Source organism: Parabacteroides sp. AM17-47 (genome assembly GCF_003434625.1).
Classification (GTDB): Bacteria; Bacteroidota; Bacteroidia; order Bacteroidales; family Tannerellaceae; genus Parabacteroides; species Parabacteroides distasonis.
Genome location: NZ_QTLI01000005.1, coordinates 39,020 through 63,226, shown reverse-complemented (window position 1 = coordinate 63,226; position 24,207 = coordinate 39,020). Strand labels below are relative to the sequence as shown.

Genomic DNA, 24,207 nt, shown 5'->3' with positions numbered 1-24,207 from the left:
ATCCTAGTCCACGAGGATATGAATCTTAAATGAATGGCAGGTCTTCTGACTAGCTCCCATCCTAATGCCTTCCCGACTACCTTGAGCCAGTGGCGAAAGTAGTATTAGAATGTTAAAGGAGTTTCACAGCAGCGGGACTGTTCCGGATTCTCACCGGATTCCCTTTTAATCCGTATGCCCGAATAGGCATTACGAAACCAATTCGGGCACAAAGGTAAGGAATTTTTTTTATTTCTTAATCATCCTTACGGTCTCTGTCTTCCCTCCGGTTATGATACGGATGAAATAGAGGCCTTGGGATAGATCGCTTACGTTGATGGATTCTCCGGGATTGATCGTGGATTTCCGGACCATTGTTCCGCGAGATGTATAGATCTCTATCTCCGCCGGGGTATCGATATTGATTTGTATCGAGTTAACCGCCGGGTTCGGATAGATTTTCAAGGTCGGCTGCGATAGCTCTTCTATGCTTGTCGGTGCTTCTTCGGTTGTTACGACCATGTTCTTGGTGACGATCTTTCCGTTCGAGTTGAAGCGGACGGTTATTGTAGCCTCCTGATATTCCTTGATATCTGAGGTTGTACTGATAATTAAGGAGTCATTACGAACGATCGCGTTAATCGGGCTGGAGGGAGTAACGGATGAGACTGATTTTACGATGGCGGCATCCATATTGTCCTCATCGGTCACCATATTGCCTAAAGCGAGTTTATAGACCGGCTTTTCCTCGGTTAATACGATAGAGGAAGGGAAATCGGAAGATATTACCGGTGCGGCGTTATCCGGGAAAACCGGGATAGCGGGGAACCAATAGTTTACGATCATCGAATATTCTTGTACCACTTCGCCTTTGTTATTTATACGAGCTAACATGTGCGTAGGATCTTGGAATTCATGATACAAGAAGGTGTATAGCTCGTCGGTTTTTGGGTTAAGGCGAAATCCGGTTCCGTACAAGCGCCAATCCCAGTCCAGTTTCCTAAGGTCGATCAATTGGAAGAATTGCTTCTTGTCGATATCATATCCGCAGATTTGGTAGCCGGTGAACCAGCTTCCTTCTTTGGGCTGTCCGTTCCAATAGATTTTATTTTCCTTGGCACTGGCGCAGAAACCGTCGGCGGTCCATGCGTACCAAGAGTTCGGAACGACACCGATGGTCTCGCTTAACGGGATCTTTACCGTGTCCACCTTAAAGGTATAGGGGTTCAAGTTTAGCATATATTCCAAGGCGGAACCATCCCCGGCCGTATTCTGGGTCATGCTGATCCAGAGCGTACCATCCTTGGATTGAACGATAGAGCCGAAACCTCGTTGAATCTCCTTCTCTTGCCCTTTTACGGTCTCTTTCTCGATCGGGGCGGCGATGGTACGGATAATTTTATCGGTTTTCGGGTCTATTATCAATAAACCATATTGTTGATGGACGGCAAAGACAAGGTCGTTGGCACGTACCATGGTACCGATCTGGGCATAATACAACTCACCGTATCCATCGGCGTTCGGATTTCCGGAACCTTCTATTTGTTTGCCGATCGTCATCTTATCGCTATCGTAGATCCAGATACCGTTGCTGGTTCCTATATAGCCTTTGTGCTCGTCTACCGGAAGATAGGAACGGCCGTCGGCTATGGATTTGCCCTCGGCGTTTTGGGCGATATACTTGAATTCTTTGATCACCTTCATGGTCTTGGCATCGCATACGGCAAACCGGCTTCCGGTGATTTTTGCCCCGGGATCTCGTTCTTGCTTAGAGACTAGGTAGAACTTATCGCCATAGATCGTACCGAATTGCGTGGTACATCCTAACTCATGCCCCGGATTCTCGGTCTGGAAGACACGATAGTGCCATTCTCCATCTTGAGTAAGGAAATTGACGGTACTGTTCTGATGGCCGTACCAATCCTCGTTTACGATAAATGTACCTTGACTGTAATCCATATCCGTGGAACGCAGGATGGAAGATTGTGACGGTACATCCCTCATTTGGGCCTGATCGATGCCGGCGGCGATCCATGAGGTATTGCCTTGGGCCATTAGGCCGCTCGTGGCGAACGTACAGAGAAGTAAGGTAATCGTCTTTTTCATAAGCCTTTTATTTTTAAGATTGCTTGATCATATTGTAATTTCATTTGTTCGCTTACCGGATCGGGTACGATGATGGAAGGGGGGGCGATGTGTAAATCCTGCGCACGGATAATCTCCGTCGAGGTCTCTCCGATCCAACCGCAATATTGGTTTACCGCCGTGTATACCTTGATAAAGTCCACGCCGTGTAATTCCACCTTATTACCTTCCGCATCCACGGCCCATTCGATATCGAAGCTGTTCAGATCCTTGTAATCGTTCGGATGGTTATCCACGTATCCCCATGGATACGAATAGAGTACGTAGTATTTACCCGTATCACTCTCGTCTGTAGCGTTATCCTTTAACCGGGTACCGGAGAAAGTCAAGGAATTCTCTTCAATCCACATCGGATAATAACTTTGCGTATGATATATATTTTTCGCTATATAACCGGTATTGCCTTGATTATCTTTCCATGGTACATAAGTAGCGTCACTCCATTGCTGGCCCATGTCTGGCTCGGGGATCTTGTTGGGATCCGGACGATCATAAGTAATGCGATAATTCTTGATGGTTTCCGGTTTATAGTATTCACTACCGGCCAGTTCGTACCATTCATCGTCCGGTAAGCCGTTCTGGTTCGTGTCGAAAGAGACCATGACAATACCGGGCTCGCAGCTGCCTCCCTTTTTTTCTTGATATTCCGGCAGGTCGGAATAGAAAGAGTTCCCAAGGATCATAAAGTCCTTCTTCCCTTTGACGTTGATGACCGTATGGTCGAAGCCGAAGATAACGTATCCTCCGTATCCTCCGAGGGAAATCATCACGTCGTTCGTACCGGAGATATTCTCCTCTACCTTTTTCAGTATGGTTTCTTTCGTATCGCCTTCCTCATATTCGGGCATCGTATTGACGAACTGACCCGGTGCGGGACAAAAGTCGTACACTTTGGATAAATAAGGGCTATATTCTATTTCCTCCTGCATCACCTCGAAACGAAAATCGTGCTTATAGGGGGTCTCCTTATCGATGATCTCGAAGGTCATCTGATAGGTGCCCGTATCTTTCGCGAGGAAGATATAAGAACGTTCGGTAGATACGAGAGAGTCCGTCCCGTTCCGGTGCAGTGTCCACCGATACTCGTCGCCGGTAAAGGCTGGGCTGAGTAGATAGGTTTTCATGCGGGGCAGATAATAGACATCATCGATACCCAAGCTAACCATCTGTATCTTGTCTTGGGTACAGGATAGAAATGCTAGGAAACCTGAAATGAATAGATATAAAACTTGTCTCATAACGCTGTTCTATTTATAAAGGAAAACCATATGGGCGGGGATATCCCCGGTACGTACGCCCCATTTTCGTATTCCGTTCTTATCGTAGCAATAGAGGGTCCCGCTGGATACGTAGTTCTTGGCATCGGTGACGAAGATGTCTTTCGTATAGGGATGGACCATGATCCCGTATGGGATACGAATGTCTTTCTCGCTACCGTCGGTGATAAAGTTCGTGCTGATCACCTCTTTGGTACGGACATCTATGATTCCGTACGAGATGCTGTTACTCTGCGTGTTCACGTTCCATTCCGTACTGTAATAGAAAAGGGAATCTCCGCTGATGCAAAGGTTAGAGCAAGGGATATTCAGGGTATCGGTAACCACCATCTCGTTATATCCTTTTCGTTTTTCCAGTACATACAGGTTGGAATGTACCGTATCGTAATCTCCCCGGGAAGTTACCCATAATTTACCGTATTTGTCCGCACGGATACGATGCAGATTGATCCCTACCGGAATCTTTTGAACTTGCTTGAAACGGTTTAGCTCGATTACGGAAACCGTATTGTCGTACTCCGGGGCACGATATCCTCCAGAATTCGCTACGTAGATATATTCACCCAAAATCTCCAACTCATCCGGTTGGAAACCGACTATGACTTTGGCGTCTACTTTCAGGCTGGTCGTGTCTACCCTGTATACGGCTCCTTGCGGGGCGTTCGGGTCGATTTGCACCGGACCGACATAAGAGGTTACATAGGCGTTTCCCCGGTAAAAACGGATGTACCGGCAGTTGGGAATGTCTATTTGCGTGATCCGCTCGCAAGTCCGGGCATCCAGTATTTCTACTTTATGGGAACAATTGACTACGACATAAAGCTTGCTTCCGTAAATCTGGATATCGTTGCCGACATCGCCCAGCTCCTTGACTACGTTCGGGTTCCGTTCCGAGTAGAGGTTACGGATATAATAACCGTTCACGTAATCCAGATAATCCAGCGTACATTTATTGCTTCCCATATTCCCTTCGTTCACCAAATACATCCCTTGAGGATTCGCCTCGGGATGGATACCGTCGGAGACCAGCTCGTATTCCGAGGGAACTACGATCTCGATCTTGCGGCAGGATGAAAAAGCGCAACCGATCAGGATACCTATTATATATAATGTATATCTTTTCATATCTCGATGGTTAAAGACACTTTGTAATTTCGCTTCGGCATCGGATAATTCAGGATCACGTCGTAATCTTGGCTTAACAGGTTGTTTACCTCCACGGCGGCCTTGATAAGCCCGAAATTGAATTTCAAATCTTTCGACAAGGAGATATCGCTGGTATACCAAGGTTGCGTATAATTGTATTTGATATTTTCCTGCTGGTTATACCGCTCTCCCACATAGATGAAACTGTAGTTGAGGTTCCATCCCTTGAAGGACGCTTGCGCGATGGCGGAACCGCTGTGCCAAGGGATATAAGGGATTTGATCTCCGTAATAGGTATCCGAGGGATCCGTGAAGTCTTGGGCCTTTTGATAGGTGTATTGTATTCGTAGCGTGACGAATAAATCTTTTACCGGATTGACGGTCGTTTCCGTGCTGACATCTATGCCTTTGATTTCTACCTTACCTAAATTCAACATAGTCCAACGGAATTGCTGGCCTTTGGGATAAGCGATGATCTTGTCTTTCACCTTGTTGAAATAACCATCCGCCTGTATCTTGAAGCGATAGAAAAGATGGTTCTCCCATGTTTTCGTGTAAGCGAAGCCGGCATCATATTGGGTTACATATTCTGGGTTTAATTTGGAGTTTCCCATATCGGCGTAATATAAATCGTTGAAGGTAGGCATACGGAAGATTCGTTTATAGAAAGCGCGTACATTAAAGTCTTGTTTCTCGAACGGCTTGTAGGAGGCGAATACGGCGGGTGTAAGGATTTGCCGGGCTTCCGGTGTGGGGCCTTCTTTTACACGGTCGTTGATAAAGGTCGCCAGTCCGCTGGCCTGTAATTTTACTTTCCCTAACCGGAGCGCCGTGGCGACCGAAAGGAGGTTGGTGAAGCGTTCCGGGTAAACGAATCCGTACATATCGGCGTTCATCTTGTTCCATTGCAAGTCGTAAGAGGCGGATACATCCCAGTTTGAGAGGATGGAATAGACATTCGCGGAGGATAGGTAAATCTCTCGTTGCTTATACAGGTTATCTACATGAATCAGCTTGTCGTCGTTATTCACATAATGCGTACGGTAGAATGCATATTTCGCGTTCACCTGCGTCTTGAATTTGCTATTGATTTCTTTGATATAGGAGCCTTGCATGAAAGAGTTCGTATCCCATACCCGTTCACCACGTCTCCATACGTTGTTTACGATGGCTCCCGGGATTCCTCGTTCGGAATTGTAGTTGTAGAACTTAAGATTCCAAGTACCGTCGCTCATCTTGCCATAAAGTCCGGCCTCTAGGCGGGTGGCGTTGATATCCCCGTTTTCCCGGACGGCGGTCGTATCGTAAGCGATCTCTCCGGCAGGGTTGATACGGCGGTAACGGAATTTGTATTTACCGCTTCCGCTTAACCATTCGGCGCTGAAAGAGGTGGCTACGTTTTCAGATATCTTATATTCGAACAGCGCCGAGGGGTTGATAACGTCGAAAGAACCGACTTTCATCGTGGCACGGATATTCGTTGTTTTTCCATCTTCGAAACGAGGACGACGAGAACGCAGATAAAGCGTACCGGCCGCGCCGAAATCTTTCGCGGATTGGAAGATATCGCTCTTCTGGCCATTGTATAAAGAAATCTCCTCGATATTGTCCAAAGAATACATCCCGAGGTCTACTTGTCCGTTTTGTGCGTTGCTTAATTCGATGCCGTCGTAGAAAACACCCATGTGGTTCGTTCCCATACTTCGGATATTTACGGTCTTGATACCTCCTACGCCCCCATAGTCTTTCAATTGGACACCCGAGAAGTAGCGTAAAGCATCTGCTACCGTGTGACTGTTCAAATTTTGTAATTCTTTCCCCGATAGTTTTTGGGAAGGAATTACCTCTTTAAAGCTGAAACTCCGGGCCGTGACCGTAACTTCGTCCAAGTGCTGGATAGAGTCGAGTTTGCTTTGTCCATGGGACATACCTATCGCCAGCATCGATAATACGCAAGCAAGGTATCCCTTTCTAGCAAAGGATAACACCATTATTTAAAACCTGTTTAGAAAATGATTCGTACCAAGCCGCTCTGTCCTCGCGAGCGACTTCTCCCTAACTGGCAGGTCTTCTGACTGACTCCCATCCCGAAAGCCTTCCCGGCTATATTCTTATATACCAGTGGCGAAAGTGTTTCCGGAATGTTTGAAATAGAGCTTCACAGCAACGGGACTGTTCAGGAATTACACCTGATTCCCTTTTAATCCGTAACCCCGGTTGGGCGAAACGGAACCAATTCGGGACAAAGGTATGAAATCTTGTTAATATCCGGGCTATAATTGGAGAATTTCCTTAAATGAAAGGGTTGTACTTGTATTTCACGACTTCCTTTTTATTTAAAGACGCTTGTACGTCGATCAGCCGTTGGTTGCTGCTTCCCCGGAATAAAAGGCTCTCATCCCGAAGGGTTTGTTTGTAGCGGCCATCTACCAATACGTCGATATAGGACAACAAGGCGGCTTGTGCCGGATTCTTTATCAGGTCCTCGAATTTATATCCTGTGTAGCACCAGATCGTCTTTTGGCTTTTTTCCTTGATCGCTTTGGCTACCTCGGTGAAACCTTCCGGCTGGAACATAGGGTCTCCGCCGCTGAAGGTGACGTTGGCGAATTCGTCGGCCAATACTTTTTCCACGATCTCTTCCGCTTTTACTTTCTTCCCTTTATTGATATCCCATGATTCGGGGTTGTGGCAACCCGGGCATTTGTTCGGGCAACCCGCCGCATAGATGGCGGTCCGGAATCCCGGACCGTCTACGGTGGTATCTTCGATGATATCTATGATAGACAACATGGTAATTGAAAATTGAAAATTAGTTGTGGGTGACACGGTCGTTTAGCTCGGATAGCTTGGCGTTGTTCCAACGGTCGGTGGTTCCTACCAGATAGCCGGTGATGCGTTGAAGTTTGTCCAAGTGTTTGCTGCCGCATTTCGGGCAGGCTTCCAGATTAGGGGTGGAGTTCTCGTAGCCACAATCCAGACAACGGTTACGGTTATGGTTTACGGAACCGTATCCGATATTGTATTTATCCATCATGTCCACGACACGCATGATCGCTTCGGGGTTATGGGTAGCGTCGCCATCCATCTCTACGTAGAAGATATGGCCGCCACGAGTCAAATCATGATAAGGAGCTTCTACTTCTGCTTTATGACGGGCACTGCACTTATAATATACCGGAACGTGATTAGAGTTCGTATAATAATCCCGATCCGTGATGCCCGGAAGCGATCCGAACTTCTTACGATCTTTTCCCGTGAACTTGCCGGACAAGCCTTCAGCCGGAGTTGCCAGTACGCTATAATTGTGTTGGTATTGCTCCGAGAATTGGTTGGCACGATCCCGGATATACGTAACGATCCTTACGCCTAAGGCTTGCGAATCCTTATCTTCGCCATGATGCTTACCGGTAAGGGCCACCAAACATTCGGCCAGTCCGATAAAGCCGATGCCCAAGGTACCTTGGTTGATAACGGAGGCAATCGAATCGTTAGGCTTCAATTTTTCCGAGCCTAACCATAAGGAAGACATCAACAACGGGAATTGCTTCGCGTAAGCGGTTTTCTGGAACTCCATACGCTCATGCAACTGACGAGCCGTAAGTTCCAGCATATGATCCAGTTTAGCGAAAAATAGGGCGATACGCTCTTCCTTGTTCTCCACTTGCATGCACTCGATAGCCAATCGTACGATATTGATCGTCGAGAAGGAGATATTACCTCGTCCGATAGAAGTCTTTGGTCCGAAACGGTTCTCGAATACACGGGTACGGCATCCCATGGTCGCTACCTCGTGGATATAGCGCTGAGGGTCGTCCGCATTCCAATCCTCGCTTTGGTTGAAGGTCGCGTCGAGATTCAAGAAGTTCGGGAAGAAGCGACGGGCGGTGACCTTGCAGGCCAATTGGTAAAGATCGTAGTTACGGTCTTCCGGCAGATAGCTTACGCCTCGTTTCTTTTTCCATATCTGGATCGGGAAGATAGCGGTCTCGCCGTTACCTACGCCTCTGTAAGTGCTTTTTAATAACTCCCGGATGATGCAACGACCTTCCGCCGAGGTGTCGGTTCCATAATTGATGGAGCTGAATACCACTTGGTTGCCGCCACGGGAATGGATCGTGTTCATATTATGGATAAAAGCCTCCATCGATTGGTGTACACGGCTTACCGTGCGGTTGATGGCATGTTGTATGACGCGTCTATCACCGCTTAATCCATCCAAGGTCTGTGTCTGGTAATCGTCGATAGGCTTATTATATAAGTGGGAGAAATCCTGTCCGTATAAATCCTCTAAGGTCTTTACTTCCTCGATAAAGCTATTACGTACGTAAGGAGCTAGGTAGAAGTCGAACGCCGGTATCGCCTGTCCGCCATGCATCTCGTTTTGGGCGGTCTCTAGAGAGATACAGCCAAGGATGCTTGCGGTTTCGATTCGTTTAGCCGGACGTGATTCGCCATGACCGGCGGAGAACCCGTATTTTAGGATGCGATCCAACGGGTGTTGTACGCAGGTCAAGCTTTTAGTCGGATAATAATCTTTATCATGAATATGGAGATAGTTGTTAGATACGGCTTCCTTGACCTCTTCGCTCAATAAATAGTCATCTACAAACGGCTTGGTGGTCTCGCTGGAGAATTTCATCATCATGCCGGCGGGTGTATCGGCGTTCATATTTGCGTTCTCACGGGTGATGTCGTTGGATTTGATATTGATAATTTCCAAGAACATATCCCGTGTTTTTGCCTTGCGGGCTACGCTTCGCTGATTTCGGTAAGCGATATATTTCTGCGCTACGTCCTTCCGGCTACTGGCCATCAATTCCAGTTCCACGGCATCTTGAATCGCCTCTACGGTCATTTGAGGTTCTCCCTTGAATGAGATATGATCTGTGATCTGGCGAATCAGTTGCATATCTTCTCCCTTGTCTGTATGCAACATGGCTTTACGGATAGCGGTTACTATCTTCTCCTCGTTGAAGCCAACGATACGCCCGTCCCGTTTAACAACTGTCTGTATCATGATGTCGATTAATTTGTGATTGATTATGCGTGCAAAGGTATCTTATTACTCCATATGATTTTCTTTTTGGAAAACTTTTTGCTGATTAAATTATGTTAAGGTGTTAATTTATAGTGCGTTGTAAAAAGTTTTGGAAAACTTTGCGTCTTGTATGATTGCTTTTGTTTTCCTTTTTGGCGATGTGGTGTGTTATAAGCTTCTCTTTGTAAAGCTTTTAAAGAACATAAGCCGGGATATATTTTTGTTTATATAAAATAATTCATACTTTTGCCCCCGTTTTGGTGATGACGTAAAACCATCCGGTTTCGTCATAAAGAGGGAATCCGGTGTGAATCCGGAGCAGTGCCCGCTACTGTAAGCTTTTGTAAAGTAGAAAACATTTCTCATACCACTGTCTGTAAAAGACGGGAAGGTCGTTCTCTACGAGGTAAGTCAGGAAACCTGCCAAGCGTTTTTATTGCTGTTTTTCTCGGGGTCAGGAAAGCGGAAATATACATAATAACAAATCGTTTATGAAAAGAAAGTGTTTGTGCGCGGCTTTAGCTGTAAGTTGTGCGATAAACGTATCATTTGCGCAGGTACGTTTACAGGGTAAGGTCGTGGATGAAAGTAATGAACCAATTCCGGGCGCGAATATCCGCGTGTCGGAATCCTTGAATGGTACAACCACGGATGCCAGCGGAAAATTTGAGCTGAACCTTCCGGATGGTAGACATCGTATTCGTGTGACTTACCTTGGCTATGAGCAAGGCGTGTATCAAACGGATCACTCGGAAAAAGATGTCGTTATTAAGCTGAAAGAAAAGTATGTGAATATCGATCAAGTGGTGGTAACCGGTACCGGTTCGCATCGCCGCATGAGTAATTCCCCTATTCCCGTGAAAGTGCTTACGGGAAAAGACTTGAAAGAGGCGAGCGTAACCAATTTCCAAGATGCGATGACCAAGCTGAATCCGAGTATCGTATTTATGGAAAACGGACAGGGGGCTACGATGAATATGAACGGATTGACAGAGAAATACGTGGTTATCTTGGAAAACGGTAAGCGTTTGGCCGGCGATGATACCTATTCCCGTATCGATATGTCTAACGTAAAACGGGTAGAGATCTTGAACGGGGCCGCTTCCGCTTTGTATGGTAGCGACGCGATCGCCGGCGTTATCAATATCATCACGGATGATTCCCGCAATAAGGTGAACGTGACGAGCAATAGCCGTTATGGTAGCAAGAACCAATTCTTGCAGTCGGTCAACGCGGACGTGAATGTAGGGAAGTTCGGTTCATATACTTCTTATCAATATCAACGGGCCGATGGTTGGCAATTAAATCCCTATACGGAGAGTAAAGGCGAGTTGGTTCCTACCAATAAGCAAGCTTCCGAGGGATTTCACCGGAACGTGATCAACCAACGTTTCACATACGACGCTACGGATCGTTTGTCTTTTTATGTGCGTGGCACTTTCTTCGGACGTTCCAGCGATCGTCCGATGCCGATGGATAAAGTGAATACGACCAACTATGATATGAGAAAAGAGACGTTCACTTATGGGGCGGGCGCTCAATACATGATTAATAAGAACTCTTATTTGAACGCTGATTATCTGTCGGACAATCATAGTACGTATAAGGATTTCTTTGATGGAAAGAAAAGCGGAGAGAGTGATATGACGAAACGGATTCATTACCATAACTTGAATGTCAAGGGAATCTTTCGTTTGGGCAAATATAATAAGCTTTCGGCTGGTGCGGAGTTCATTAAAGAGTTACTGAGTAGCGAGACGGATAACATAACGGGTAAAAGTATGTACACGACCGCGCTTTATGCTCAAGACGAGATCAATATCAATGAGCATTTCCAAGCGTACGCGGGTTTGCGCTATATTTACCATGAGAATTTTAAGAGTTATGCGACTCCTAACGTGGCTTTGCTGTATAAGGTAGGCGGTTTTAATTTCCGCGGATCGTATGCGGCTGGTTTCCGTACACCTGAATTGAAAGAGCTGTATACGGAATCGGAGAAGAAAGCGTCCGGAGCGACTCGCCTTACGATCGGTAATCCGGATCTGGACCCGGAGAAGAGCGACAACTTTACGTTGAGCGCTGAATATACGATGCGGTATTTCTCTTTGTCCGTATCCGCTTTTATGAATAACGTGCGTAGCATGATTAACTATAAGATGTTGGATACGGCGGAACGGGATGCTTATAACACCGCCCATGGTACGGACTATGATGAGATACAGATGCGTGCGAATATCGATAAAGCGAAGATCAAAGGTATTAACGTAACCTTCAATAGTTATCTGGGAGCGGGCTTTACCTTGAATGGTGGCTATAGTTTCATGGATGGAAAGAACGTATACGAGGATGAACCTTTGGATAAGACCGTTAAGCATAGTGGTACGGTAGCGGCTATGTGGTCTCATACTTGGAATAAGTATAAGCTGAACGTGAATTTTAACGGACGTATCCAAGGGGAACGTTATTCTACTTCTTATGGATACGCACCGAAATATTCCTTGTGGAACCTCAATACGAGCCATACGTTTAGAGCCGGCGATTTCTTGTTGGAACCGGGAGTAGGTATCGAGAACCTTTTTGATTATGTAGACGATCGCCCCTTTAATTACAATTACGCTACATTGACCCCGGGCCGTACCTATTACGTCAGCCTTCTGGTCCGTTTCAAGCAGTAAACTGTCACATGTCAACTATTAACTAATATAATAATGTATAGGGGATTTTTACGATCCATGTTTGTTTGTTCACTCCTGCTTGGGCTCGCCTGTTCATTATGGGCGAAACCCGGGCGGGAGTTTTACGCTTCCGATATCCGGGAGAGCATGGAAAAGGGAGATAAGTTAGCGATCTTGATGGTACATTTCGGGAGTGCTTACCCGGAAGCTCGTACCCAAGTACTCGATGTGATGAACAAGCGTGTCAAGGAGGCTTTCCCAGACGTGGAAGTCCGGCAGGCTTATAGCGCCCGTAGCGTAGTGAGTCGGTTGAGGGCGCAAGGTGTTTGGGTTCAGTTGCCGGCGGACGCCTTGGTGGAGTTGCGTGATCAAGGGTTTACCCATGTGATAATCCAACCGACTATCATTATAGAGGGTGTGGAGATGGAAGCGATCCGCAAAGAGGCGGAACAGCGAAAAGGTTTGTTTAAGGATTTGCGTGTAGGTAATCCCTTGTTATATGATGATACCGATTATGAGGCGGTGATGAAAGCGGTTTCCTCACCTTCTGGAGTGACTAAAAATGGGGCTAAGTTATTGGTGGCGCACGGAACTTATCATGCCAGTAACTCGGCTTATGCGAAATTGGGGTATATGTTCCAGACCAAAGGAATGAAAGATTATTATACCGGAACCCGTGAGGGTTTCCCTACGATCGAGGATGTAGGTGAGCAAATGCGCCAAGCCGGTCATAAGCGTGTGCAGTTGATTCCTTTTATGTTCGTACTGATTCGAGGTACGGAAAATACGGTCGCTGATTTCTGGCAGAAGGGGTTACGCCAACAGGGTTTCGATGTGGATATTTATTTAAAGCCTCTAGGTGAGAATCCGGCGATCCGGTCTTTATTTATCGATCACATCCGTTTCGCCATGAAATATAAACGGGCGACGATTTTTGATCGAAAGAAATTATATACACACTGAACAATTGAGAATTGAAAATTAGTGAGTACTTACTGAACCAATTTTCAATTCTCAATTCTCAATTATTTACTGGTAGTCTTCTCCGGTTTCCCAAGCCTCCGCATCATTATATAATGCTTTTAGATGGTTCACCCAGATCTGACGAACAGCGTCGTAATCGCCTAAGCCTATGATCTTACAGTTCTCTAAACTTCCGTTATGGCTTTCTTTCGTGTCAATCTTGAAGCCCATCTTCAAAAGTTTTAGTCTCCAGCAAGCGTCGGCGTTAGGAGCGGCAGCGCTGAAATCATCATCCTCCTCGATACCCCAAAGGTCATTATGCGCATGGTCTCCGGCAATAGACATGAACGGAGCTAAGGAGATCGTGATCTCTTCCGGTTTTAAGTTATGATCCTCGCAGTATTTGGTAAGTTTGGAATAGACACATTCCTCATTAGGTTCGCCTTCTTCCGGCCAGAACAACATATCTCCGTAATCAACGGTACCTACGAATACATTTTTGTTAGCGGCCAAGGCTTGCATAGCCTCTTCTGTTTCCGTGTATTTCGTATTTGCGTTATAGTTTTTATCCGGGTTACCATGTCCCATTAATAAAAGGATGTTCTTGTTATCAGCCAATTTATCACTGTAGTGGCTGTATAGGACTTTCGCTACGGCTTCCACATCCTCTTTGTCGTACACCAAACAAGGGCTTTTTACGACTTGAACACTCGGGAAAGACTCGATCATGAATTTCTTCTTCACGTCCGTATTCATCAAGCTTAGGTATTCCTCACCCGGGATGATGTGTAAGGACTGTACCGCTACCTTCTTGTAACCGGCATTTCCTAGAGCTTGTAACCAAAGATCCGGTTGATAACGTGCGATACCGGTCTCTGCCTCTACACGATTCACGCAAGTACGGGAGGTAAATGACAAATAGATGTCCGCGTCGGGAAATGCGTTCTGGAAATCGGCCAATGTTGCGTCGTAAGTCTTGATAGACTCTTTGAATGTGCTACCGAATGTACACAACAAGATCGCCGTGTCATGTTTCTTACTTGCCTTTACGACTTCTTCCGCAGGGTTTGCGGTATTGTCGTCGTCTCCATCATCACAGGAGGTAAAAACTGCGCTTGAGGCAAATAGACTCGCCGCAAGCAAAAGGTACTTAAATTTGTTCATCGCATTTAACTTTTAAGATTGTTTATAGTTTATGTTTATTCTGAAATTTCACGATAAAGGAGGCGTACCAAGTCCGTCCGGGAGACGTAGTTCCACGATGGCGTCCGAACGGGGTACGATCCACATAATCGAAGATATTATCGATACCGACATTGATATCTAGGTTCCATTTTTTCTTTTTCAATACGTTATGACGGGTATTCAATCGCCATAGCTGATAACTTTTTCCATCACCGTCCGTGATATAAAAGCGGGTGGATTGGTACCGGCCGAACAAGGTGACATCCAATTTATACTTTTTCCACGCATGGTTCCATGCTAGTTTCCAATTGGCATTATGGAATGAGGTTCCATTGATCGGGGTGTAGAGCATATAATTCGGGTCGGTCGGATCATCCGTATATTGCGCTTTGGCATCCGTATAGCTATAGCCTCCACCAATAGCCAAGGAAGATAGGATTTGATAGGTGAGCGATATATCTCCCCCGAAAGAGCGGGCTTTGGATAAGTTCTTGTGTTGCATGCTGGCCTCGATCTCATCCAATCGGTCTTCGGCGCTTGTCGGGATCTCGGTCAAGGCGATCATGTTCTTGATACGGTTGTAGAACCCTGTTACCGTGATCTGCAGGTTCGACGCGTGATATTCCACGCTCGCCGAATAATAATTGGACTTTTGCGGTTTTAAATCCTTATTACCATAATAATGTTTCCACGGGCCGCCACCGATCTGCGTGATATAATCATCGTGCAACTCCTTTAAGGTAGGAGCCTTAAATCCATTTGAGTATGTGGCTCGGATATTGAAGTCGCCTAGTTTGTACATGGCGGAGACTTTAGGGGTAAACGTAGCCCCGAACTCTTGGTGCACGACGAAGCGCCCACCTACCGTCACATTCAACCGATCCGTCGGGTTCCATTCGTCTTGTACATAAGCGGAAGCCGTAAATACGGAGGCTTTCCCGTTCTCGATACGCCGGGGGGATTTCAAATGATCGTATTGATATTCGAGTCCGGCGCTTAGGATATTGTTTTCCCCGAGGTGGAATACGCTTTTGGCTTGTCCAAGGAAACGTTGTTGAGAGGTTTCCAGAATATGTTCCCCCGGATAACGAGTAATACGTAAACCCGTCTCCGGATCGAAGAAGTTCGTGACATCTTTATGATGGTAATTATAGAAATAGCTATAGTTACCATAAGTTAGGTCTACCGAAAGAAAATTCAGTCCTCCCAATGCGTATTTAGCTCCTCCGGCCACATCGAAGTTCCGGTAGAATTGATCATAGGTATAATACTTGAATGCGCCGTGTGGACGATAATTCCATTTCTGGTAAAAAGAGCCATCGGCCGAAAGGCTCAGCCGGTCGTTCACTTTGTAGGTTAAGTTCTCCCTTAACGTAAAGTTCGTGGATCGGTTTACGGTTCGTGTCACGGTTCCATTCATTACCTCGTGATGGTCCCATTCTTGGGTCGTATTTCGCCAGCCGTCCGTATGGGTCGTACTAAGTGAGGTGGTGGAATTCACTCTCTTATGCCCAAAGCCGATTTGTACGCTTTCCAATATATCTCCATACGATCCGACACGAGTCGTATTCGATAGGCTCACTTTATCCCGGTTCTTTTTCGTGATAATATTGATAACACCGGCGATAGCGTCCGAACCATACAGGGAAGAGGCGGCACCTTTTACGATCTCGATACGTTCGATATTGGCGGGGTTGATAATACTCAAGTCGTTTTGTCCGCCGGTATCTCCGTTGATCCGTTTGCCATTGATAAGGATCAAGATGTAATCGTTGCCTAATCCGTTCATCTGGATGCCACTACCCATGTCGCTCGGATTAAAGGTGATGGAAGCGTTCAGCCCTTCCAGAATATCTTGCATACTGCGTCCTTGGTAACTGTCAAGGGCTTTGCCAGTGATTACCTCTGTTTGCACAGGGGCGTCTTTCAGATAGTGTTCGGTACCCGTACCGGTGACCACGACCTCGTTCAATAGCACGGAAAGTTCCTTCGGATCTTTCAATATGCTTTGGGCGCATACCGATTGTATGCACAAAGCTAAAATAGCAGATGCTAAAAGCCTCATATAGTGTTTTATTGGTTCACGAAATAAAACAGCAAGCTTCTATTGATAATGTCTCAAAAAATAAACTGAATTGTTTTTTGTATGACACGTGCTCTTATCCTGAAAGCTTGATGTTATTGTAAGACTTTAGCAGGTATTCTGGCTCTCCTTTGGTTAGAAACCTTCCCATTCCAACTTAGGAACAGTGGTTTTTGAACTTCTAACCAACTTCATGAGGATTACAGCTGCAGGAACAGCTCCGGATTCACACCGGATTCCCTCTCACCAAACTATGTGATAGCTTGATTACTAAAATCGGAGGCAAAGATATGAATGTTTTCTAATATTTAGAAAATATATATGAAAAAGTTTTTTTGTAAGGTATGATATGTCTGTCCACTTCTATTAAGGAGAAAGAATATTTACATCATAAAGAAGATATCGGTAAATGTAATTGGCTGACAATTCGTAAGTAATACTGTTTGTCGAATCTTACTTCAAGCCTCTCGATTGATAGATCCTTTCTTTGGCCTCATTTATTTTCTGAAACTTCTCGTTGGCGGCCTTGCGGATGTCTTCTCCCAAACTGGCTACTTTGTCCGGATGATGCTTGACGGCCATCCGGCGATAGGCGGCACGGACTTCCTCGTCTGTGGCGGTCGGTTCTATCTCTAACACCTTGTAGGCATCGTCCAAGGAACTTCCTTTTAGGTTCAACATGGATTCGACTTCTCTATCAGACATTCCCATCGCCATCGCTACCTCTTTCAAGGCATTGATCTCGGCTGCGCACACATTCCCGTCACTCTTAGCGATCTCGGCGAGGAACGCAAGCAATTGCAGCCGCTCCTCATAACTTAGGTTGTATGCGATCTGGGTTCCGCATTCCCGGATGGTATTCTTGAATCCCATGTTGTTCTCCTGATCCATGCGTTTGGCTTGGTCGAAAAGCTTTAGCAATATCTCCTCACCTTGGCTTACGGCGATCTCGCCGAAGTTTCTCCGAAGGAATTGACGGACGTATTCCATCTCGCTATGCATGATCTTCCCGTCGGCACGGATGATATAGGATGCCATAACCAACATGGAGAAAAGGAAACTGTTACGTTCCCCGGCGTATGGGTCTCTTCGTATATATTCATCATCGTAATTGGTGCCGCCACCGAAAGACTGCCCCGTCATATTTGCCCCTTCCTCGAAGAAAGAGCCTAATATAATGCCGGCTAGAGCGCCTAGCGGTCCGAACGCCATAAATCCCAAGACGCCACCTATCCATTTCCCGATACCCATATTCCTGTTTATCTTATTTGTTGATTACCGATATGCAATATTCGTAAAAAAACGGGAGATATGCAAATGTGAAAGGCGGGTGTGTGAAGCATACCCGCCTTGCGGTTATTTGGAGAGTTGGATCTTGAATGTTTTCTCATTTATCCGGATGAGATACGTTCCGAAGGGCAATCCCTCGTAGCCCTGTAAGCCTATTCGCTTTTGGTAGCGTACAATCTTTTCATTGAGTGCGATCACCATCACTGGCTGTAGCTATTATTGTTCAATTTTGATCCCGAAAATTCGCTCTATTTCAAAAATATACTTTTTGGTTGTTGTAAACAATACAGCTTCCATTCCAATCGCCTTTGCACCCAACACATTCACCATTCTGTCATCCGTAAACAAACATTCCGACGGTTTAAGGCTATATTTGTCACAAAGGCGAAGATAAATTTCCTTTTCAGGCTTGATGAAATGTTCCTCACACGATATTACCACACCGTCAAGCAACCGGAATATGTCGAATTTCTCCATGACCCGGTAGATTGTGTCGCTCCAGTTCGTCAACCCATATAGTTTGAATCCGGATTGCTTTAATTTTTTTAGAAGTACACGCATACCTTCAATCTCTCCTGTTATCTCTTCTAGATAATTATCTTTGAAAAACGTGAAGGCATCACTATATTCAGGATACCTTTTTATCGCTCCGTCAATCATTTTATCAAACGGGATTATTCCACGGTCGCACATGTTTATAAATTTCGGATCTGATAGAATTTTGTGAAAACCGATTAGTGACACTTCATCATCCCCGAAATGTCGTTCAAGCAAGGGTTGCAAATCGTGATTTACGAGGACCTTGCCAAAATCAAAAATGAGGTTTTTAATCATTATCTTCGATATTTTTAATTACACGGCAAGGATTGCCGACAGCTATGGAATTGGCAGGAATATCTTTCACGACAACACTGCCTGCTCCGATGACAGAGTTTTTACCGATGGTCACACCCGGAAGGATTGTAGAGCCGCCTCCTATCCATACACCATCTTCTATAAGGACAGGTCGGGCAATTGTGTCGCAGATGGACGCTCCGGGATGTGTCCTTTCCGGCATCCTTTCCGCAAGGTGAACGGAATGAGTTGCGGTATATATTTTCACATCGGGGGCTATCATCACGTTGTTACCGATAATGATATTGTTATTATCGAGGAACGTACAGTTCATGTTCACGATCACCTTGTTCCCGAAATAGATGTTTTTCCCATACTCGCATCGGAAGTCTATGTCGATGTAAACATCCTTGCCGATACTTCCGAACATCTGCCGATAGATGCGCTGCTTTGCCTCATTGTCGGCATAATCCGTTTCTCTGAGTTGGTGTAGTAGCCTTTTGTTACGGACAGTCATTTCCGTTATTTCGGGCGATGAGCCGTCGAAAGGCTCCTCATCCATACATTTTTGATATTCAGTTTTCATGTGTTCAATTCATCTCATTGTAGAGTCTTATTCTTTATTTGAGCCAATTATTACGACAAGGTAACGCAAGCAAGAATAGGCAGCTTCAAATTGATATGCCTTCAAGCATACGTAAAGTTACACAAAATAGCTGAGAACACGAACAAACGAAATGTATAAAAACTGTACTTGCCTGTTGACTCTACAAAAAGTAAGGCTTTTTCATTTAACATCTCATTTAAGTGGAGCTTCTTGTAAATTTTAGCATGCGCTATTGTTTTCGGTGGAAGGATTCAGGAAAACACGTACGACCTTTCCAGAAAACACGTACGACTTTTTTCAAAAACATGTATGTGTTTTCGCAGAAAGATTATCCTGTTTTTTTAATGTTGATTTTTAATGCTTTATGCATAAGCTTCTCTTGTGAGCTTATTGTACGGAATTTTACTTGGGATCCGTGTATTCCGTATATTCCGGCCTGGCTGAAGTGGATAGTTAAATAAAAAATACTATCTTTGCCCCCGAATCGGTTCCGCATATACCATTCGGGTATGTGGATTAAAAGGGAATCGGGTGTGAATCCCGGACAGTCCCGCTGCTGTGAAGCTCCGAAGAACATCTTGAAACAACACTATCGCCACTGGTTCTAGCGACCGGGAAGGCTTCAAGATGGGAGTCAGTCAGAAGACCTGCCATTCATTAAAGGCTGTTTTTGCTCGAGGGATTAGGAAAGCAGTACGAAAAGAATAAGAATCAATAGTTAATGATTTATGGAGAATTTATGTCCTCGTGGCGACATGATCCGTAAAGTGCTTGTTGCGAATCGAGGTGAGATCGCTATCCGTGTGATGCGCTCATGTAAGGAGATGGGGATTCGCACTGTTGCCGTATATTCGGAGACCGATCGTACCGCTCGGCATGTAATGTATGCGGATGAGGCAGCCTTGATAGGCCCGGCGGCTTCCAAGGAAAGTTATTTGAATATAGACAATCTGATCGCTGCGGCGAAACGGCACCATGCCGATGCGATACATCCCGGTTATGGTTTCTTGTCGGAGAACGCGGACTTCGCACGCCGTTGTAAGCAAGAAGGATTGATATTTATCGGCCCGTCAGCGGAGACGATGGAAGCGATGGGAGATAAGATCGCCGCACGCAAACGCATGATCGCCGCAGAGGTTCCTGTGGTTCCCGGTACGGAGCAACCGTTGCAAAGTGCGGAAGAAGCGCTTCGGGTTTGCGAAGAAATTGGTTTCCCTGTTATGCTGAAAGCTTCTATGGGAGGTGGAGGAAAAGGGATGCGCCTGATACATGAGAAGGGCGAGGTTGTCGAGGCTTATCATACGGCTCGTTCAGAATCGTTGTCCTCATTTGGTGATGATACGGTATATATAGAGAAATTCGTAGAGGAGCCGCATCATATAGAATTCCAGATATTGGGAGATAACCATGGTAATGTCATTCATCTATTTGACCGGGAATGTTCGGTTCAACGTCGTAACCAGAAAATAGTAGAGGAAAGCCCGTCTCCATTCCTAACAGCGGACTTACGTAAAGAAATGGGGGAAAAGGCTGTGGCTGCGGCTAAAGCGGTTCATTATTCCGGAGCGGGAACGATAGAGTTCCTTGTAGATAAGGACCGCCATTTTTATTTTTTGGAAATGAATACCCGGCTACAAGTAGAGCATCCTATCACGGAAGAAGTGGTAGGGGTGGATTTGGTAAAGGAACAAATCCGTATCGCCAATAATGAGGTTTTGCATCTTCGTCAAGAAGATCTTTTCCAACGAGGACATGCCATCGAGTGCCGGATCTGTGCGGAGGATACGGAAAATAATTTCATGCCTTCCCCGGGTATTATCCGGCAATTAACGGAACCGAATGGTATCGGGGTACGTATCGATAGCTATGTATATGAAGGGTATGAGATTCCGGTCTATTATGACCCTATGATCGGTAAATTAATCGTATGGGCAACGACACGTGCGTATGCGATCGAGCGTATGCGCCGGGTTCTATATGAATATAAAATCACGGGCTTAAAGACGAACCTCAGTTATTTGAAACGTATCATGCATAATCCTGATTTCGTGAAAGGGGAATATAATACATTATTTATCGCTAAGAATGCCCGGATGCTACAACGGTCTAACGGTAATAACGAGGAAATCGAGAATATCGCCATGATCGCCGCTTATATGGATTATTTGATGAATTTAGAGGAAAATACTTCTACCCAATTGGTGGATACACGTCCTATCAGCCGTTGGCGGGAGTTTGGTTTACAAAAAGGTGTCTTACGGATTTAACGGGTATTGGTTATGGAAATACATATCGGAAATCGTGTGGCCGATGTGACATTGGTCAGTAAAGAAGGGAATAAAGTCCGGCTTTCTATCGACGGGAAGCCGTATGATGTGGATATCGTGATGACGGAGAACGGCAGTTGTTCTGTCTTGCACGATGGGAACTCATTTAACGCGGAGATCATCTCCGGAGAAGATCATCGGAGTTATGACGTGAATATGTTCTACCGTTCCTATCATGTGGATATCGTAGATACCCAAAAGAAATATTTGCGTATGCGTAAAAGTGCGGAAGAGAAGCAAGATGACAAGATTGTCGCCCCGATGCCGGGTAAAGTCGTGAAAATACCTGTGCGGAAAGGAGATCGCTTGGAAACGGGGGATACCGTGGTCGTACTTGAGGCGATGAAGATGCAGAGTAACTATAAGGTAAGCTCAGCATGCGTGGTAAAAGATATATTGGTATCCGAGGGAGATTCCGTTGATAACAATCAAGTGCTTATGACTTTAGACCTATTAAAAGATGATTCATATGAATAACGAGCAATTATATAAAGATTTTGAGGCTTTGAATAAAGAGGCCTCGTTGGGAGGAGGATTGAATCGCATTGAGAAACAACATGCTTGCGGGCGTATGACCGCCCGTGAACGAATCGAGATGCTGTTGGATAAAGGGACTTTCAATGAGCTGGATAAATTCGTGGTGCATCGGTGTACAAACTTCGGGATGGATAAGAATAAGATTCCCGGTGATGGAATGGTAAGTGGTTATGGAAAGATCGATGGTCGTTTGGTATTTGTTTACGCTTATGATTTTACCGCATACGGTGGGACCTTGAGTGCCACGAATGCCGCTAAGATCGTGAAAGTGCAACAATTAGCCTTAAAGAACGGAGCGCCGATCATCGCCTTGAATGACTCGGGGGGTGCCCGGATTCAAGAAGGGGTGAATAGCTTGGCTGGTTATGCTTCTATCTTTTACCAAAATACGATGGCCTCGGGAGTCGTTCCCCAATTATCGGCTATTTTGGGGCCTTGTGCGGGGGGCGCTTGTTATTCCCCGGCTTTGACCGATTTTATTTTTATGGTCAAAGAGCAAAGTCATATGTTTATCACGGGGCCGGATGTCGTAAAGGCGGTGACTCACGAGGTGATCGATAAGGAAGAGCTGGGCGGGGCGCAGGTACATAGCGGAAAAAGCGGGGTCGCACATTTTGTGTGTGATACGGAAGAGGAGACTTTGATGAGTATCCGGGAACTTCTGAGTTTCCTGCCTTCTAATAATATGGAAGACGCTCCAGTTATAGCTTGTGCTGACGATGTGCGTCGGGTAGAAGAGTCGTTGCAGCATGTGATTCCGGAAGATCCTAATGTCCCTTATGACATCAAGGATATTATAGAGCCGATAGTGGATAATCATTACTTTTTCGAGGTTATGCCTCATTTCGCTCGCAATATTGTAGTGGGATTCGCTCGTTTGGGAGGCCGTACCATAGGTATCGTAGGGAACCAACCTGCCTTTTTAGCGGGAGTCTTGGATATCGATGCTTCTGATAAGGCCGCACGTTTCATTCGCTTCTGCGATTGCTTCAATATTCCATTGATCACGTTCGAGGATGTGCCGGGCTTCTTGCCGGGCTGTACGCAAGAACATGCGGGAATTATACGCCACGGGGCAAAAATTGTCTACGCTTATGCGGAGGCCACGGTTCCCAAAATCACGTTGATTACCCGGAAGGCTTACGGGGGAGCCTATATCGTAATGGCAAGTAAGCCTACCGGTGCCGATATAAACTTGGCATATCCGATGGCTGAGATTGCGGTGATGGGGGCTGAAGGTGCCGTGAATATATTATACCGGAAAGCCAACGATGAGGAGAAGAAACAAGCAATTCATGAATACACCGAGAAATTCTCAAATCCTTACCGGGCAGCCGAGCAAGGATTTATAGATGAAGTCATACAACCTAGAGACACACGTTTTAAATTGATTCAGGCGTTGGAAATGGCGAAAAATAAGAGCCAGAGTAATCCTCCTAAAAAACATGGAAATATTCCCTTGTAGTAATTATTATTTAAGGAAAATCAAAGCCTCTTCCTGTCGGGAGGATAGCTTAGAGGTTAAAAGATCCCGGTTCAATTGTTTTGTCCCGGGATTTTTTTATTTGGATAATAAAAGTAAACAAAAAAGCGAAAAGATATGATATATACGGAAAACATGCTATCTTTGTTCCCGAATCGGTTCCGCATATACCATTCGGGTATGTGGATTAAAAGGGAATCGGGTGTAAATCCCGGACAGTCCCGCTGCTGTGAAGCTCCGAAGAACATCTTGAAACAACACTATCGCCACTGGTTCTAGCGACCGGGAAGGCTTCAAGATGGGAGTCAGTCAGAAGACCTGCCATTCATTAAAGGCTGTTTTTGCTCGAGGGATTAGGAAAGCAGTACGAAAAGATAAGCAATATCTTAAAAGGAACAAAGACGTATGAAAAGGATCTGTTCGCACTGTCGTGCGACATTTGAATGGCCGGTAACCCTTTTGCCGGAAGAGGAAAGTTTGTCTAAATTATCAGCATAAGAAATAGAAAATATATTAGTAAATGTTGTTAGAATGGATGCCAGATTAAACTGGGATACTAAATGTTCAATATGTGTATCTCTGCCGAAGTGATTCGCCAGAGGTACTTTTTTATCTTAAATTAATATATACATGAA

General features: G+C 45.5%; 16 protein-coding genes and 6 riboswitches. Of the genes, 5 read left to right on the top strand and 11 right to left on the bottom strand.

Going from position 1 to position 24,207, the window contains the following annotated elements; translation table 11 throughout:
- Positions 1 to 17: 17 nt before the first annotated feature.
- A riboswitch (cobalamin riboswitch) is annotated at positions 18 to 217 on the bottom strand.
- Positions 218 to 228: 11 nt separating this feature from the next.
- From DW205_RS04985 to DW205_RS04960, 6 genes are all read right to left on the bottom strand, one after another.
- Entirely contained in the window at positions 229 to 2,085 is a 1,857-nt protein-coding gene (locus tag DW205_RS04985; RefSeq protein WP_005867424.1) for a DUF5074 domain-containing protein, read from the bottom strand.
- Positions 2,082 to 3,362 (bottom strand): hypothetical protein, encoded by a 1,281-nt coding sequence (locus DW205_RS04980; protein WP_005867425.1) that lies wholly within the window; start codon positions 3,360 to 3,362, stop codon positions 2,082 to 2,084. Before DW205_RS04980 ends, DW205_RS04985 begins: the two co-directional genes overlap by 4 nt.
- Positions 3,363 to 3,371: 9 nt before the next feature.
- Complete coding sequence (locus DW205_RS04975) at positions 3,372 to 4,526, bottom strand: YncE family protein (protein WP_005867426.1); 1,155 nt, start codon at positions 4,524 to 4,526, stop codon at positions 3,372 to 3,374.
- Complete coding sequence (locus tag DW205_RS04970; RefSeq protein ID WP_005867427.1) at positions 4,523 to 6,538, bottom strand: TonB-dependent receptor; 2,016 nt, start codon at positions 6,536 to 6,538, stop codon at positions 4,523 to 4,525. The genes DW205_RS04975 and DW205_RS04970 overlap by 4 nt, the downstream gene beginning before the upstream one ends.
- 52 nt (positions 6,539 to 6,590) lie before the next feature.
- A riboswitch (cobalamin riboswitch) is annotated at positions 6,591 to 6,799 on the bottom strand.
- A 40-nt stretch (positions 6,800 to 6,839) separates the two neighbouring features.
- Complete coding sequence (gene nrdG / locus DW205_RS04965) at positions 6,840 to 7,340, bottom strand: anaerobic ribonucleoside-triphosphate reductase activating protein (protein ID WP_005867428.1); 501 nt, start codon at positions 7,338 to 7,340, stop codon at positions 6,840 to 6,842.
- 19 nt (positions 7,341 to 7,359) lie between these two features.
- Positions 7,360 to 9,567 (bottom strand): anaerobic ribonucleoside triphosphate reductase, encoded by a 2,208-nt coding sequence (locus DW205_RS04960; protein ID WP_005867429.1) that lies wholly within the window; start codon positions 9,565 to 9,567, stop codon positions 7,360 to 7,362.
- Positions 9,568 to 9,829: 262 nt separating this feature from the next.
- Positions 9,830 to 10,031, top strand: a riboswitch (cobalamin riboswitch).
- A gap of 48 nt (positions 10,032 to 10,079) precedes the next feature.
- Between DW205_RS04960 and DW205_RS04955 the strand changes: the two genes are divergently transcribed.
- Together DW205_RS04955 and DW205_RS04950 are read left to right on the top strand one after the other, a co-directional pair.
- On the top strand, positions 10,080 to 12,263 hold the full coding sequence (locus tag DW205_RS04955; RefSeq protein WP_005867430.1) for a TonB-dependent receptor: 2,184 nt from the start codon (positions 10,080 to 10,082) through the stop codon (positions 12,261 to 12,263).
- 33 nt (positions 12,264 to 12,296) lie between these two features.
- Positions 12,297 to 13,226 (top strand): sirohydrochlorin cobaltochelatase, encoded by a 930-nt coding sequence (locus tag DW205_RS04950; RefSeq protein WP_005867432.1) that lies wholly within the window; start codon positions 12,297 to 12,299, stop codon positions 13,224 to 13,226.
- Positions 13,227 to 13,292: 66 nt separating this feature from the next.
- On the opposite strand, the gene DW205_RS04945 is transcribed toward DW205_RS04950, so the two are convergent.
- The 5 genes from DW205_RS04945 to DW205_RS04925 form a co-directional block, all read right to left on the bottom strand.
- Entirely contained in the window at positions 13,293 to 14,390 is a 1,098-nt protein-coding gene (locus DW205_RS04945; protein ID WP_005867434.1) for a sirohydrochlorin cobaltochelatase, read from the bottom strand.
- A gap of 22 nt (positions 14,391 to 14,412) precedes the next feature.
- Positions 14,413 to 16,476 (bottom strand): TonB-dependent siderophore receptor, encoded by a 2,064-nt coding sequence (locus DW205_RS04940; RefSeq protein WP_005867436.1) that lies wholly within the window; start codon positions 16,474 to 16,476, stop codon positions 14,413 to 14,415.
- A gap of 110 nt (positions 16,477 to 16,586) precedes the next feature.
- Positions 16,587 to 16,784, bottom strand: a riboswitch (cobalamin riboswitch).
- A gap of 163 nt (positions 16,785 to 16,947) precedes the next feature.
- Positions 16,948 to 17,745 carry a DnaJ domain-containing protein gene (locus DW205_RS04935; protein ID WP_005867440.1) on the bottom strand — a complete coding sequence of 266 codons (798 nt, stop codon included), beginning with the start codon at positions 17,743 to 17,745 and terminating at the stop codon, positions 16,948 to 16,950.
- Between the two features lie 255 nt (positions 17,746 to 18,000).
- The gene (locus DW205_RS04930) at positions 18,001 to 18,618 is read right to left on the bottom strand and encodes an HAD family phosphatase (RefSeq protein ID WP_005867443.1); all 618 of its coding nucleotides are present in this window, start codon (positions 18,616 to 18,618) and stop codon (positions 18,001 to 18,003) included.
- A complete protein-coding gene (locus DW205_RS04925) occupies positions 18,611 to 19,204 on the bottom strand; it encodes a sugar O-acetyltransferase (RefSeq protein ID WP_008777845.1) in 594 nt (197 codons plus the stop codon). The genes DW205_RS04930 and DW205_RS04925 overlap by 8 nt, the downstream gene beginning before the upstream one ends.
- A 489-nt stretch (positions 19,205 to 19,693) precedes the next feature.
- Positions 19,694 to 19,895: riboswitch (cobalamin riboswitch) on the top strand.
- Between the two features lie 85 nt (positions 19,896 to 19,980).
- Between DW205_RS04925 and accC the strand changes: the two genes are divergently transcribed.
- Genes accC through DW205_RS04910 form a run of 3 tightly spaced genes read left to right on the top strand, consistent with a single transcriptional unit; the run spans position 19,981 to position 23,554 of the window.
- Complete coding sequence (gene accC / locus DW205_RS04920) at positions 19,981 to 21,492, top strand: acetyl-CoA carboxylase biotin carboxylase subunit (RefSeq protein WP_008777846.1); 1,512 nt, start codon at positions 19,981 to 19,983, stop codon at positions 21,490 to 21,492.
- A 12-nt stretch (positions 21,493 to 21,504) separates the two neighbouring features.
- Positions 21,505 to 22,029 carry a biotin/lipoyl-containing protein gene (locus DW205_RS04915; RefSeq protein WP_005859628.1) on the top strand — a complete coding sequence of 175 codons (525 nt, stop codon included), beginning with the start codon at positions 21,505 to 21,507 and terminating at the stop codon, positions 22,027 to 22,029.
- Entirely contained in the window at positions 22,022 to 23,554 is a 1,533-nt protein-coding gene (locus tag DW205_RS04910) for an acyl-CoA carboxylase subunit beta (RefSeq protein ID WP_005867447.1), read from the top strand. Before DW205_RS04915 ends, DW205_RS04910 begins: the two co-directional genes overlap by 8 nt.
- 157 nt (positions 23,555 to 23,711) lie before the next feature.
- Positions 23,712 to 23,913: riboswitch (cobalamin riboswitch) on the top strand.
- Positions 23,914 to 24,207 lie beyond the last annotated feature (294 nt).

Bases quoted from the DNA above. Each gene is read 5' to 3' on its own strand.
- DW205_RS04930 (WP_005867443.1), bottom strand. From the start codon at position 18,618: ATGATTAAAAACCTCATTTTTGATTTTGGCAAGGTCCTCGTAAATCAC.
- DW205_RS04915 (WP_005859628.1), top strand. From the start codon at position 21,505: ATGGAAATACATATCGGAAATCGTGTGGCCGATGTGACATTGGTCAGT.
- DW205_RS04945 (WP_005867434.1), bottom strand. From the start codon at position 14,390: ATGAACAAATTTAAGTACCTTTTGCTTGCGGCGAGTCTATTTGCCTCA.
- DW205_RS04925 (WP_008777845.1), bottom strand. From the start codon at position 19,204: ATGAAAACTGAATATCAAAAATGTATGGATGAGGAGCCTTTCGACGGC.
- DW205_RS04975 (WP_005867426.1), bottom strand. From the start codon at position 4,526: ATGAAAAGATATACATTATATATAATAGGTATCCTGATCGGTTGCGCT.
- DW205_RS04940 (WP_005867436.1), bottom strand. From the start codon at position 16,476: ATGAGGCTTTTAGCATCTGCTATTTTAGCTTTGTGCATACAATCGGTA.
- DW205_RS04955 (WP_005867430.1), top strand. From the start codon at position 10,080: ATGAAAAGAAAGTGTTTGTGCGCGGCTTTAGCTGTAAGTTGTGCGATA.
- DW205_RS04910 (WP_005867447.1), top strand. From the start codon at position 22,022: ATGAATAACGAGCAATTATATAAAGATTTTGAGGCTTTGAATAAAGAG.
- nrdG (WP_005867428.1), bottom strand. From the start codon at position 7,340: ATGTTGTCTATCATAGATATCATCGAAGATACCACCGTAGACGGTCCG.
- DW205_RS04960 (WP_005867429.1), bottom strand. From the start codon at position 9,567: ATGATACAGACAGTTGTTAAACGGGACGGGCGTATCGTTGGCTTCAAC.
- accC (WP_008777846.1), top strand. From the start codon at position 19,981: ATGATCCGTAAAGTGCTTGTTGCGAATCGAGGTGAGATCGCTATCCGT.
- DW205_RS04950 (WP_005867432.1), top strand. From the start codon at position 12,297: ATGTATAGGGGATTTTTACGATCCATGTTTGTTTGTTCACTCCTGCTT.
- DW205_RS04980 (WP_005867425.1), bottom strand. From the start codon at position 3,362: ATGAGACAAGTTTTATATCTATTCATTTCAGGTTTCCTAGCATTTCTA.
- DW205_RS04970 (WP_005867427.1), bottom strand. From the start codon at position 6,538: ATGGTGTTATCCTTTGCTAGAAAGGGATACCTTGCTTGCGTATTATCG.
- DW205_RS04985 (WP_005867424.1), bottom strand. From the start codon at position 2,085: ATGAAAAAGACGATTACCTTACTTCTCTGTACGTTCGCCACGAGCGGC.
- DW205_RS04935 (WP_005867440.1), bottom strand. From the start codon at position 17,745: ATGGGTATCGGGAAATGGATAGGTGGCGTCTTGGGATTTATGGCGTTC.